Annotated in this window: 13 protein-coding genes; 8 read left to right on the forward strand and 5 right to left on the reverse strand. The window is 69.3% G+C overall.

Features of this window, described 5'->3' with window-relative positions:
• Nucleotides 1-38: 38 nt before the first annotated feature.
• Nucleotides 39-980, reverse strand: a complete 942-nt coding sequence (locus tag FOZ70_RS11770; RefSeq protein WP_021163802.1) for an AraC family transcriptional regulator — start codon at nt 978-980, stop codon at nt 39-41.
• 217 nt (nt 981-1,197) lie between these two features.
• Between FOZ70_RS11770 and FOZ70_RS11775 the strand changes: the two genes are divergently transcribed.
• Genes FOZ70_RS11775 through FOZ70_RS11790 form a run of 4 tightly spaced genes read left to right on the forward strand, consistent with a single transcriptional unit; the run spans nt 1,198 to nt 5,364 of the window.
• Entirely contained in the window at nt 1,198-2,850 is a 1,653-nt protein-coding gene (locus FOZ70_RS11775; protein WP_219705930.1) for an AMP-binding protein, read from the forward strand.
• Nucleotides 2,847-3,620 (forward strand): alpha/beta fold hydrolase, encoded by a 774-nt coding sequence (locus FOZ70_RS11780; protein ID WP_021163800.1) that lies wholly within the window; start codon nt 2,847-2,849, stop codon nt 3,618-3,620. The genes FOZ70_RS11775 and FOZ70_RS11780 overlap by 4 nt, the downstream gene beginning before the upstream one ends.
• Entirely contained in the window at nt 3,617-3,922 is a 306-nt protein-coding gene (locus FOZ70_RS11785) for an isochorismate lyase (protein WP_021163799.1), read from the forward strand. The genes FOZ70_RS11780 and FOZ70_RS11785 overlap by 4 nt, the downstream gene beginning before the upstream one ends.
• Entirely contained in the window at nt 3,919-5,364 is a 1,446-nt protein-coding gene (locus tag FOZ70_RS11790) for an isochorismate synthase (RefSeq protein WP_219705931.1), read from the forward strand. Before FOZ70_RS11785 ends, FOZ70_RS11790 begins: the two co-directional genes overlap by 4 nt.
• Nucleotides 5,365-5,389: 25 nt before the next feature.
• Here the strand turns inward: FOZ70_RS11790 and FOZ70_RS11795 are convergent, their stop codons facing one another.
• Nucleotides 5,390-6,274 (reverse strand): LysR family transcriptional regulator, encoded by an 885-nt coding sequence (locus tag FOZ70_RS11795; protein ID WP_081052663.1) that lies wholly within the window; start codon nt 6,272-6,274, stop codon nt 5,390-5,392.
• Between the two features lie 77 nt (nt 6,275-6,351).
• Between FOZ70_RS11795 and FOZ70_RS11800 the strand changes: the two genes are divergently transcribed.
• Nucleotides 6,352-7,653: an aspartate aminotransferase family protein gene (locus FOZ70_RS11800; RefSeq protein WP_219705932.1), complete on the forward strand. Its 1,302-nt coding sequence runs from the start codon at nt 6,352-6,354 to the stop codon at nt 7,651-7,653.
• An 81-nt stretch (nt 7,654-7,734) separates the two neighbouring features.
• Here the strand turns inward: FOZ70_RS11800 and FOZ70_RS11805 are convergent, their stop codons facing one another.
• On the reverse strand, nt 7,735-8,484 hold the full coding sequence (locus FOZ70_RS11805) for an SDR family oxidoreductase (RefSeq protein ID WP_048024789.1): 750 nt from the start codon (nt 8,482-8,484) through the stop codon (nt 7,735-7,737).
• Between the two features lie 48 nt (nt 8,485-8,532).
• Here FOZ70_RS11805 and FOZ70_RS11810 point away from each other — a divergent pair, with 48 nt between their 5' ends.
• The 3 genes from FOZ70_RS11810 (at nt 8,533) to FOZ70_RS11820 (ending at nt 10,915) form a co-directional block, all read left to right on the forward strand.
• The gene (locus FOZ70_RS11810; RefSeq protein WP_021161418.1) at nt 8,533-9,510 is read left to right on the forward strand and encodes an AraC family transcriptional regulator; all 978 of its coding nucleotides are present in this window, start codon (nt 8,533-8,535) and stop codon (nt 9,508-9,510) included.
• 89 nt (nt 9,511-9,599) lie between these two features.
• The gene (locus tag FOZ70_RS11815; RefSeq protein ID WP_219705933.1) at nt 9,600-10,463 is read left to right on the forward strand and encodes an AraC family transcriptional regulator; all 864 of its coding nucleotides are present in this window, start codon (nt 9,600-9,602) and stop codon (nt 10,461-10,463) included.
• A 44-nt stretch (nt 10,464-10,507) separates the two neighbouring features.
• Nucleotides 10,508-10,915: a DUF2000 domain-containing protein gene (locus FOZ70_RS11820; RefSeq protein ID WP_021161420.1), complete on the forward strand. Its 408-nt coding sequence runs from the start codon at nt 10,508-10,510 to the stop codon at nt 10,913-10,915.
• 27 nt (nt 10,916-10,942) lie between these two features.
• On the opposite strand, the gene FOZ70_RS11825 is transcribed toward FOZ70_RS11820, so the two are convergent.
• Together FOZ70_RS11825 and FOZ70_RS11830 are read right to left on the reverse strand one after the other, a co-directional pair.
• Nucleotides 10,943-11,293: a VOC family protein gene (locus tag FOZ70_RS11825; protein WP_059698361.1), complete on the reverse strand. Its 351-nt coding sequence runs from the start codon at nt 11,291-11,293 to the stop codon at nt 10,943-10,945.
• Nucleotides 11,294-11,359: 66 nt separating this feature from the next.
• A complete protein-coding gene (locus tag FOZ70_RS11830; protein WP_226281415.1) occupies nt 11,360-11,635 on the reverse strand; it encodes an EamA family transporter in 276 nt (91 codons plus the stop codon).
• Between the last annotated feature and the right edge of the window lie 165 nt (nt 11,636-11,800).

The following is an 11,800-nucleotide window of genomic DNA, read 5'->3' on the forward strand; positions in this document are numbered from 1 at the left end:
GAGCCCGGTCGATTGCTTTAGGCGGCCGGTCAGTTGTTTTAGATTGCCGCGCTCTCCAGTTCGGCATCGTCGATCGCGTTCGACGATGCGCGAATGTCGCTCGGCGAAATGCCGTAGCGCTTGCGGAACGCGATCGAGAAATGCGCGGGGCTGTAGCCGACGCGGTACGCCACGGTCGACACGTTCGCGTCCTCCGCGCACAGCATCGCGTGCGCGGTCCGCAGCCGGTATTCCTGCAGGTACGCATACACGCTCGTGCCGAACACCTTGCGGAAGCCGGCCGTCAGCTTGCGCGAATTCATCCCCACCCGGCCCGCGAGCGCATCGAGCGTCGGCGGCTGCTGGAGCTCGCGCGTGAGGATGTCGCTCGCCGCGTACACGCGCTCGACGTCCGACGACGTGACGCGCACGTCGGCCGGCGCGAACTGCCGCTGCGTCGCCAGCAGCTGCGCGCTCAGCGCGGTCAGCTCGAATGCCTTGGCCTTCAGGTAGTACTCGCGCACCGCGCCCTCGAACGGGCACGTCGCGATCTGCACCGCGAGCGCCTGCAGCGCCTTCGATGCCGGGCAACTGACGATGCGCGGATCGCCGCCCGTCGGCGCGAGCATCTTCTCCGGCAACAGGCTCAGGTTGCGGTCGAGCGCATCGAGGCCGAGCTGCACGATCGTGTAGCGCAGCGGCACGTCGCGGTCGTAGATCTGGTGCGTCGTGAATTCGCCGTCGTTGGCGATCACGCACAGGCCCGGCCCCTTGATGCACTGCTCGGGCTGGCCCGGCACGCGGCAGCGCAACTGCCCGCTCTGCACGAGGACGAGCTTCAGCCCTTTTTCGAGCGGCTCCTCGTACCAGTCGCGGCTGTCCGAGCACAGCGTGCCGCTCATGAGTTTCATGCCCGCGTCGATGTGCACCACGCCCGGATGATTGCCGGGCACGAGCACCGGCGGGTGACGTCGTGACGAAGCGAAGGAGGTCGAGCTCATCGGAGGTCCGTTGGTTAGGCGGCACGCGCGGCCCGGCGCGCGCCGGCGGCAACCGGCCGATTCTCCGGCCGGGCCGGGCGGGCGCCGCGCGACAGGCGCCCGATCGAATGAAATTGCCGCGATATCGAAAGAAACGACGTTATCGCGGCACTTGTTACAAATGATAATACCTCTCATTTACATTTTTTGACAACTTGTCGGAACCCAAGGTCAGCGCATGCACTCCTCCCTTCCCTCCGTGGCGCCGGCCATCCCGGCCGACGCGCCCGACTGGCCCGACGACTTCGCACACCGCTATCGCGACGCCGGCTACTGGCAGGACACGACGTTCTTCGAGGCGCTCGACGCGCAAGCGCAGCGCACCCCCGACGCGCTCGCGGTCGTTGACGGCACCTGCCGGCTCAGCTACCGCGACCTGCTGGCGCGCATCCGCCGGCTTGCGGGCGGCCTCGCGCGTCTAGGCTTGGTGCGCGGCGACGCGGTCGTCGTCCATCTGCCGAACGGCGCACGCTTCATCGAAACCTGCTTCGCGCTGTTCCAGCTCGGGGTGCGGCCGGTGCTCGCGCTGCCTGCCCACCGGCACTACGAGATCGGCGCGTTCTGCCGCTTCGCCGGCGCGCGCGCGTATCTGTGCGCGGCACGACTCGGCGAGTTCGACTGCCGGCCGCTCGCGGCCGCATTGCAGGCCGACTGCCCGACGCTCGAGCACGTCGTGATGGACGGCGACGATCACGCGTTCACACCATTCGACGCGCTGTACGACGCGCCGCCGCTGCGCGAATGCGCGGCACGCGCCGACGACATCGCATGCTTCCAGCTGTCGGGCGGCACGACCGGCACGCCGAAGCTGATCCCGCGCCGCCATCGCGAATACCTGTACAACGTGCGCGCGTGCAGCGCCGCGAGCGGATTCGACGCCGGCACCGTCTACCTCGCCGCGCTGCCGATGGCGCACAACTTCACGCTGTGCTGCCCCGGCACGATCGGTGCGCTGCTCGCGGGCGGCCGCGTGGTCGCGACCGGGCGGCCCGAGCCCGAACAGAGCTTCGCGCTGATCGCGCAGGAGCGCGTCACGCATACCGCGCTCGTGCCGCCGCTCGCGCTGCTGTGGCTCGACGAACAGCCGCAACGCCGGGCCGACCTGTCGAGCCTGCGCGTGCTGCAGGTCGGCGGCGCGCGGTTGATGGACCACGCCGCCGCGCGCGTGACGCCCGTGCTCGGCTGCCGGCTGCAACAGGTGTTCGGGATGGCCGAAGGGCTCATCTGCTGCACGCGGCTCGACGATTCACCTGAACGGATCGCGCATACACAGGGCCGCCCGGTGTCGGACGGCGACGAAGTGCGCATCGTCGACGAAACCGGCGAACCGGTCGCACCGGGCGAGATCGGCGAACTGCAGGTGCGCGGCCCGTACACGATACGCGGCTACTACCGGCTCGCCGGGCACGATGCCACCGCGTTCACGGCCGACGGCTTCTATCGCAGCGGCGATCGCGTGCGGCGCACCGCCGACGGCGACCTCGTCGTCGAAGGCCGCGACAAGGACCAGATCAATCGCGGCGGCGAGAAGGTCTCCGCCGAGGAAGTGGAGAACCTGCTGCTCGCGCACCCGCAGGTGCATGACGCCGCGGTGGTCGCGATGCCCGACCCGCTGCTCGGCGAGCGCACGTGCGCGTTCGTCGTCGCACGCGCACCCGCGCCGTCGAGGCTGGTGCTGAAACGCTACCTGCGCGACTGCGGGCTCGCCACCTTCAAGATTCCCGATCGCATCGAGTTCATGCCGCGCTTCCCGGAAACCGGCATCGGCAAGACCAGCAAGAAATCGCTGCGCGACCTGCTGCGCCGCCAGTTGCAGGCGGCGGCCGCATGAGCGCGCGACCGACCGGTTCGAACTGGATCCGCGAGCTGCGCCTGTCGCCGTGCCCGCGCGCGCAGCTCGTGTGTTTCCCGCATGCAGGCGGCACCGCGAATTTCTTTCGCAACTGGAGCCGCGCGCTGCCATGGGACGTCGACCTGCTCGCGCTGCAGTATCCGGGCCGAGAGGAGCGCTTCGGCGAACCGTGCCTGACGACGATCGACGCCCTCGCCGGCCCCGCCGCCGACGCGCTGCAACGTTATGCGCACGCGCCGCTCGTGCTGTTCGGGCACAGCCTCGGCGCGGCGCTCGCGTACGAGGTGGCGGTGCGGCTCGAGGCGCGCGGCGCGGCGCCGCTTTACCTGGCCGTATCCGCGTTGCCGCCGCCGCATCGTCAGCGCCTGTCCGATCTGCACCTGCAATCCGACGACGCGCTCGTGGCCGATGTCGCCCGGCTGTCCGGCGAGCACGCCGCGCTGCTCGCCGATCCGGAGATGCGCGCGATCTACCTGCCGATGATCCGCCACGACTACCGTGCGATCGAGACGTATCGCCGCGACCGGCCGCCGCGGCTCGACACGCCGCTCGGCGTGATGCTGCCGCTTGCCGATTCCGAGCTCGACGACGACGAAGCGCACGCGTGGCAGGACGTCGCGTCGCGCCCGATCCGCATCGAGACGTTCAGCGGCGACCACTTCTACCTGCGGCACCAGTACCCGGCGCTGATCGCGCACCTGGTCGAACGGATCGACCAATCCCTTCGTTACGGAAAGGAGTACACATGAAAACACCGGACGCCTGCACGGGGCTGCCCGACATTCGCGAAGCCATCGATCGCCTGGACGCCGACATCATCGACGCGCTCGGCCGGCGCATGCAGTACGTGAAGGCTGCATCGCGCTTCAAGCCCGACGAAGCGAGCATCGCCGCGCCGGAACGGGTGGCCGCGATGCTGCCCGACCGGCGCCGCTGGGCCGAACAGGCGGGCCTCGACGGCGACTACGTCGAAACGCTGTTCGCCGGCCTGATCGCGTGGTACATCGCGCAGCAAACGCAGCACTGGCGCCGGCAACGGGGGCTCGCATGAACGCCGGCCTCCCGCTGCTGCACGACACGTTCGCCCGTGCGGCCCGCCGCGCCGCCGACACCGGCACGCCGACGCTCGCGTCGGTGTCGGTGCCGGTGCGGCCGCTCGACTTCTTCGACCTGATCGCCGCATGGGACGACGGGGCCACGCCGTGGTTCTTCCACGAAGCCGGTGATACATCCGTCACGCTGTTCGGCTGGGGCAACGCGCTCGAACTGACCGCCACCGGCGACACGCGCTTCGCGCAGATCGATGCGCGCTGGCGCACGCTCGTTCGCGATGCCGTGACGGCCGGCCCGCAACCGCCGCGCGCCGTCGGCGGCTTCCGGTTCGATCCGCGCGGCGCGCGCAGCGCGCACTGGGCGCCGTTTCCCGACGCCAGCATGACGGTGGCGACGCTGCTGATCGTGCGCGAAGGCGACGCGCACTGGGCCGTCTGCCAGCACGTCGTCGCCGCGCATGACGATCCGGCCGCGCTCGCGCATGCGTGTCTCGCGCGCATCGAGTCGCTCGGCTCGCTCGCGGCCGCCCGCGACGACGCTGCACCGCATCTGCTGCACACGCAGGCGCTGCAGGCGAGCGAATGGCAGCACGAAGTCCGGTGCGCGGTGGACGCGATCCACGGCGGCGCATTCGGCAAGGTCGTGCTCGCGCGCGACGTGCTCGAACAATACGCGCGGCCCGTTGCCATCGCGCCGCTGCTGCGCCGGCTGCGCAAGCGCGACGCGCACGCGCACCTGTTCGCGGTCCGCCGAGAAGGCGCCTGCTTCGTCGGCGCCACGCCGGAACGGCTCGCGCGTGTCGCGGCCGGCAACGTGCGCACGCATGCGCTGGCCGGGACGACCCGGCGCGGCGCCACGCCCGACGACGATCGCGCACTCGGCGCGGCCCTGATGGCTTCCGCCAAGGAGCGGCTCGAACACGCGCTCGTCGTCGACGCGATCCGCGCCGCGCTCACGCCGCTCTCGCGCGCGCTCGACGTACCCGCGGAACCGTCGCTGCACCGGCTGCCGAGGCTGCAGCACCTGAGCACGCCGATCCGCGCGACGCTGAACGCGGACGCGACGCTCCTGCAGGTCATCGCGGCGCTGCACCCGACGCCGGCGGTGGCCGGCCATCCGCGCGACGCGGCGCTCGACCACATCCGCGCGCATGAAGGATTCGATCGCGGCTGGTATGCGGCGCCCGTCGGCTGGATCGACGCGCACGGCAACGGCGACTTCATCGTCGCGCTGCGCTCCGCGCTGGTCGACGGCGGGGCCTGCCGGCTGTTCGCGGGCTGCGGCATCGTCGCCGATTCCGAACCGGTCAACGAATATCAGGAGACCGAACTCAAGTTGTCGGGCATGCAGGCGGCGATCCGCGTGCGTGATGTGGGGATGGAGGCGGCATCGGATGCGCATGACCCGGCACGGGTGTCGGCTTCGTCGACGGTCGAGTGACGCCGCGGCGCGGCGGCCGCGCGCATCACAACAGCGGCAGCGTGAGCCGGATATGCTCGGCGAACGCCGCCGTCAGGTGCGACGGCCGCTTGCGATCGAACTTCAGCGTAATGCCCACGGCGGGCAACGGCGGCAGGCGCGGATCGCCGGTGACGATCGCCAGGTCGGCCGGTACCGCCGTCTGCGTCATCACCGCGAACGCCTGCCCCGAACGCACCAGCGCGATCAGCCCCGCGAGACTGCTGCTCGCGTATGCGACACGGTAATGGCGGCCGGCGCGCTCCAGCGCCTCGCAGGCCGCGATGTGGTCGAGCGTGTCGCGATCGGACAACGCAAGCGGCAGCGGATCGAAATGCCCGGGTTCCAGCCCCGGATAGCCGATCCAGACCAGTTGCTCGCGGCGAATGATGTCGTCGTTCGCGCCGTCGTCCGGCAATGAAATCATCGCTAGGTCGACCGCGCGTTTCTCCAGCTGTTCGACGAGACGCGGCGTCGGCCCGCACACGACCTCGACGATCGCCTGCGGATGCTGGCTCGAAAACTGCCGCAGCAGCGACGGCAGCCACACCTGCGCGTAATCGTCCGGGCACCCGAAGCGGATCGTCCCCGACAACCCCGTGCCGCACAGGTCGGCCATCGCCTCGTCGTGCAGCCGCAGGATGCGCTGCGCATGCACGAGCAGCCGCTCGCCCGGATGGGTCAGCACCACGCCGCGCCCGGTGCGCTGGAACAGCGGCTGGTCGACGGCCTCCTCGAGCCGCTTCATCTGCTGGCTCAGCGCGGACTGGGTGCGGCCGACACGCGCGGCCGCGCGGCTGAGCGCGCGCACCTCCGCGATCACGACGAACGAGCGCAGCAGGTCGATTTCAAGCGAAAGCCCCAAGGTATTAGCTCCTTTTCTACCTTGCATAAGAACTATTCGTTTCCATCAAACCAAACACACGCCTAGACTGCAAGCGATCCCTGCCCCTTGCCCGGAGAAGCCCGATGTCCCTGAACGACGACCCGACCTTCTGGCGCAACGCCAGGCAGCACCTGGTCCGCTATGGCGGCACGTTCGAGCCGATGATCATCGAGCGCGCGAAAGGCAGCTTCGTCTACGACGCCGACGGCCGCGCGATCCTCGATTTCACGTCGGGGCAGATGAGCGCGGTGCTCGGCCATAGCCATCCGGAGATCGTCTCCGTGATCGGCGAATACGCGGGCAAGCTCGACCATCTGTTCAGCGGGATGCTGTCGCGGCCGGTCGTCGACCTCGCGACACGCCTCGCCGACATCACGCCCGACGGGCTCGATCGCGCGCTGTTGCTCAGCACCGGCGCGGAATCGAACGAAGCGGCGATCCGGATGGCGAAGCTCGTCACCGGCAAGTACGAGATCGTCGGCTTCGCGCAGTCGTGGCACGGGATGACGGGCGCCGCCGCGTCGGCGACGTACAGTGCCGGCCGCAAGGGCGTCGGCCCGGCCGCCGTCGGCTCGTTCGCGATCCCGGCACCGTTCACGTACCGGCCGCGCTTCGAGCGCGAGGGCACGTACGACTATCTCGCCGAACTCGACTACGCGTTCGACCTGATCGACCGCCAGTCGAGCGGCAACCTCGCCGCGTTCATCGCGGAGCCGATCCTCAGTTCAGGCGGGATCATCGAGCTGCCGGAAGGCTATATGGCGGCGCTCAAGCGCAAGTGCGAGGAACGCGGAATGCTGCTGATCCTCGACGAGGCGCAGACGGGCGTCGGGCGCACCGGCACGATGTTCGCGTGCCAGCGCGACGGCGTGACGCCCGACATCCTGACGCTGTCGAAAACGCTCGGCGCGGGGCTGCCGCTCGCGGCGATCGTGACGTCCGCGGCGATCGAGGAACGCGCGCACGAACTCGGTTACCTGTTCTACACGACGCACGTGTCGGACCCGCTGCCGGCGGCCGTCGGCCTGCGCGTGCTCGACGTGGTGCAGCGCGACGGGCTCGTCGCACGGGCGAACGTGATGGGCGACCGGCTCCGGCGCGGCCTGCTCGACCTGATGGAACGGTTCGACTGCATCGGCGACGTGCGTGGGCGCGGGCTGCTGCTCGGTGTCGAGATCGTCAAGGATCGCCGGACGAAGGAACCGGCGGACGGGCTCGGCGCGAAGATCACGCGCGAATGCATGAACCTCGGGCTCAGCATGAACATCGTGCAGTTGCCCGGCATGGGCGGCGTGTTCCGGATCGCGCCGCCGCTGACCGTCAGCGAGGAAGAGATCGATCTTGGCCTGTCGCTGCTGGGGCAGGCGATCGAACGGGCGCTGTAGCGGCGCGCGGTAACGCCCTTCCCCGCATCACGCAATCCGTCGCGCCGGCTCGACCGACCGGCGCGACGAATATCCGATCGATCAACGCGCCTCGGCCGCCCACGCCTCGGCATCCGCGCCGGCCGGAATGCGCATCGGGCTCGACGGATCGGTCGCCGCCCGCCATACGGCTTCGGCGACGTCCTGCGCATGGGTGATCGGCCCCGATGCATCGAGCATCCGCGCGACGGCCTTCCCGACAAACTCCGCATACGCTTCATGCTCGAAGCCGTGCATGTTCGCGCGCGCGTTGTCGCCGAAGCGCGTGTCGGGCGCCCGACCCGGCAACACGAGATGCGCGCGCACGCCGAACGGTTCGAGCTCGACCGCCATCGATTCGGTGTACGCATTGACCGCCGCCTTGCTCGCGCGGTACGCGCCGACCAGCGGCAACGCCTTCAGCGTGACGCTCGACGTGACGTTCACGACCACCCCGGCCCCGCGCGCGCGAAACTGCGGCAGCACGGCCTGCGTGAGCGCGATCGTGCCGAGCGTGTTGGTCTCGAATAGCGCACGCACCGTATCGAGCGGCATGAGCTCGGCCGGCGCGGCCGCGCCGAAACCCGCGTTGTTGACGAGCACGTCGATCGGGCCCGCCGCGTCGATCGCGGCACGGATGCTGTCCGCGTTCGTCACGTCGAGCGGCAGCACGCGCAGGTTGGCCGACGGCGGCAGCACGTCCTCGCGCGGCGTGCGCATCGTCGCGACGACTTGCCAGTCGCGGGCCAGGAAATGGCGGGCGATCTCGAGGCCGAAGCCGGAGGAACAGCCGGTGATCAGTACGGTCTTCATGTGAACTCCTGTGATGTGTCATGTGTCGGGCAGGTGTTCGTACGATAGATGGCCGGATCCGTATTCGCTACAATCGAAAATCCGCTTTTCTTTTGCGAGAGTCCGGCGATGATCGACCCGCTGACCGAAGTCGTGACGCTGTTGCAACCGGGCGCGCGGTACTCGAAGTACGTGCGCGGCGCGAGCCCGTGGGCGATCAGCCGCACGGTCGCCGGCGAACCGTTCTACTGCGCGATCCTCGACGGCGGGTGCCGGATCGCGATCGACGGGCACGCACCGATCGAACTGTTGCCCGGCGACTTCATGCTGATTCCGGCTGCCCAAGGCGTCGCGATGTCGAGCCTCGAACCGCCGGCACCGGGCGTCGAAACCGCGCCGCCAGTCGCGCTCGACCACGGCGAATACCGGATCGGCGACGCCGCCAACCCGGTCGACACGCGGATGATGGCCGGCAACTGCAGCTTCGGTTCGCCCGATGCATCGCTGCTGGTGTCGCTGCTGCCGCAATTCGTGCACGTGCGCGGCGAACCGCGGTTGACCACGCTCGTGCAACTGGTGCGCGACGAATCGCGCGCACAGCGGCCGGCCCGCGAGATCGTGCTGGCGCGCCTGCTGGAAGTGCTGCTGATCGAGGCGCTGCGCTTCACGTCCGGCACGAACGCGTCGCCCGGCCTCGTGCGCGGGCTTGCCGACAGCCGCCTCGCAGCCGCGATCCGGCGGATGCACGAACGTCCCGCGCACCCCTGGACGGTCGTCGAGCTGGCAAAGGAAGCCGCGTTGTCGCGCTCGACGTTCTTCGAACGCTTCAGCCGCGCGGTCGGCGTCGCACCGATGGAATACCTGCTGACATGGCGCATGGCGCTCGCGAAGGACCTGCTCCGGCGCAACGAGGGCCGTATCGCGGAGATCGCGGGACGTGTCGGCTACAGCTCGGCCAGCACGTTCAGCGTGGCGTTCACGCGGCACGTCGGCCGGCCGCCCGCGCAATATGCGCGCGACGAACAGGCGACGACGAACGACGCGTGAATGGCCGGGGCCGGGGCATCCGGCAGCGCGTGAGCGGGCGGCATCGGCGTACACTGCAGGACACGTCACGACGCGGCACGAAACGAGCGATGGAGAGGGACACGGCGACGAACGGCAACGACACGCGCGACCACTGGCTCGTCGCTCGGCGCGATGCGGACACCGGCATCGAGAGCCTGCATGCGCATTTCAGCGGCCATGCATACGATGCGCACGATCACGACGACATGCTGGTCGGTTTCACCGAACAGGGCGTGCAGCAATTCCAGTGCCACCGGTCGGTGCATACGAGCGTGCCGGGCCGCGCGATCCTGATCGAGCCGGGCGCGCTGCACGATGGCCACGCGCCCGAAGCCGGCGGCTTCACGTACGGAATGCTGTACCTCCCGCAGGCATGGGTCGAGCGAGCGGCACGCCGGCTGGACCTGCCGGGCCTCGGCGGCGTCGAAGCCGCGTTCGGCCACACGCTGGTCGACGATCGCGGCCTCGTCGACACGATCCGGCAGGCGTTCGTCGCGCTCCACGGCAACGAGGGCAAGCTCGCACGCGACCAGGCGCTCGACCGCCTGCTGACGCGGCTCGGCGGCGAATTGCGCGCCCCGCTTGAGAGCAGCGGCCATGCCGTCGCGCCCGCGATTGCCCGCGCGCGCGATCTGCTGCATGCGCGCATGAGCGACGATATCGGCCTCGACGCACTCGTCGATCTCACCGGGATCGACCGGTTCCGGCTGACGCGGCTGTTCCAGCGCGCGTACGGCGCGTCGCCGCACGCGTACCTGGTGCGCGTGCGGCTACGCGCCGCGCGCCGCCTGCTGGCCGCCGGCCGCACGCCCGCACAGGTCGCGGCCGACGTCGGCTTCGCCGACCAGAGCCACCTCGGCCGCTGGTTCCGCCGCGCATACCGGATCACGCCGGCCGCGTACCGGCAGATGTGCACAAACGTTCCAGACTGATCCCACGCGGCATCCGATCATGTGCGCTTCAACGAGGAGCAATCATGTTCGATACCAAGGTGGCGCTGATCGTGCGCGACGATCTCGCGGCGTGGCAGAAACTCAATGTCGTCGCGTTTCTCGCGACAGGCGTCGCGGCTGAAGCGCCCGAAGCGCTCGGCGAGCCTTACGAGGATGCGGCGGGACGCCGCTACGGCCGCATGCTGGGCCAGCCGATGCTGGTGTTCGCGGCCGATTTGAACGGCCTGCAGGCCGCGCACCGGCAGGCGCTGTCGCGCGAGCTCACGATCGTGCCCTACGTGCACGCGATGTTTTCGACCGGGCACGACGCGGCCAACCGCGAAGTCTTTCGTGCCGGCGATGCGGAGCATCCCGACCTCGTCGGGCTGGCGCTGCGCGGGCCGAAGAAGGCGGTCGACAAGGCCGTGAAGGGGCTGGCGCTGCATACGTGAACACCCCGGCCGCCCCCGCATCCCGGATCAACGATGCGCGAGCACGTTGACGAGCTTGCCGAACGGATCGCGCACGTAAAACCGCCGCACGCCCCAAGGCTCGTCAGCCGGGCCGTATTCGACGGGAATCCCGGCCGCATGCACGCGTGCGAGCGCTTCGTCGACGTCGTCGACCTCGATCGACAGATCGGGCGTCGGCGTACCCGCCCCGCCCTGCGATGCGAAGCTGATCTGCACGTCCATCTGCTCGGCATTGCCATAGGTTGCGATCCAGCCGTGGTCCATCAGCAAGTCGAGGCCGAAGATCCGCTGGTAGAAGCGCTTTGCGTCGTCGACTGATCGTGTGTCGATATTGGCGACGATCCGTTTGACCTTCATCGGATTCCTTCACAGGTCGTGACAGTACCGCGACGCTACACCGGAATCGCGTGCACAACCAGCGCATCAGCGCCCGGCCGCTTCCATCCTGGCACGCCGGGCCCGGGTGGCCCGCTCGCCTGGCTTGCCGGCCAGCCACACACCGATCGCGACGACGACGATGCCGAGATAGGTCGACACCGCGATGCTGTCGCCGAACATCCACGCGGCCCAGGTCAGCGTCACCGGCGGTTCGAGATAAACGAGGGTCGCCACGCGCGTCGCGGGCATGCGCTTGAGCAGCGCCCACAACGACAGGTAGGCGATGAAAGTCGAGAAAACCGTCAGCCACACGACGGACACCCACACATCCGGCTGACGGACGACGGCAATCGCGCCGCGCTGCATTTGCGCGACGTGCTGAAAAGCACGTTCAGGATCGGCTAGGGTAGAAAAGGCATCGGCAGTTCGAGGTCGAGGTCGAGGTCGAGCGGCTGCCGATAGAGGTGTTTCGCGTCGCCGCCGGGC

The organism is Burkholderia sp. COPS, assembly GCF_019425585.1.
In the GTDB taxonomy this organism is placed as follows: domain Bacteria; phylum Pseudomonadota; class Gammaproteobacteria; order Burkholderiales; family Burkholderiaceae; genus Burkholderia; species Burkholderia cepacia.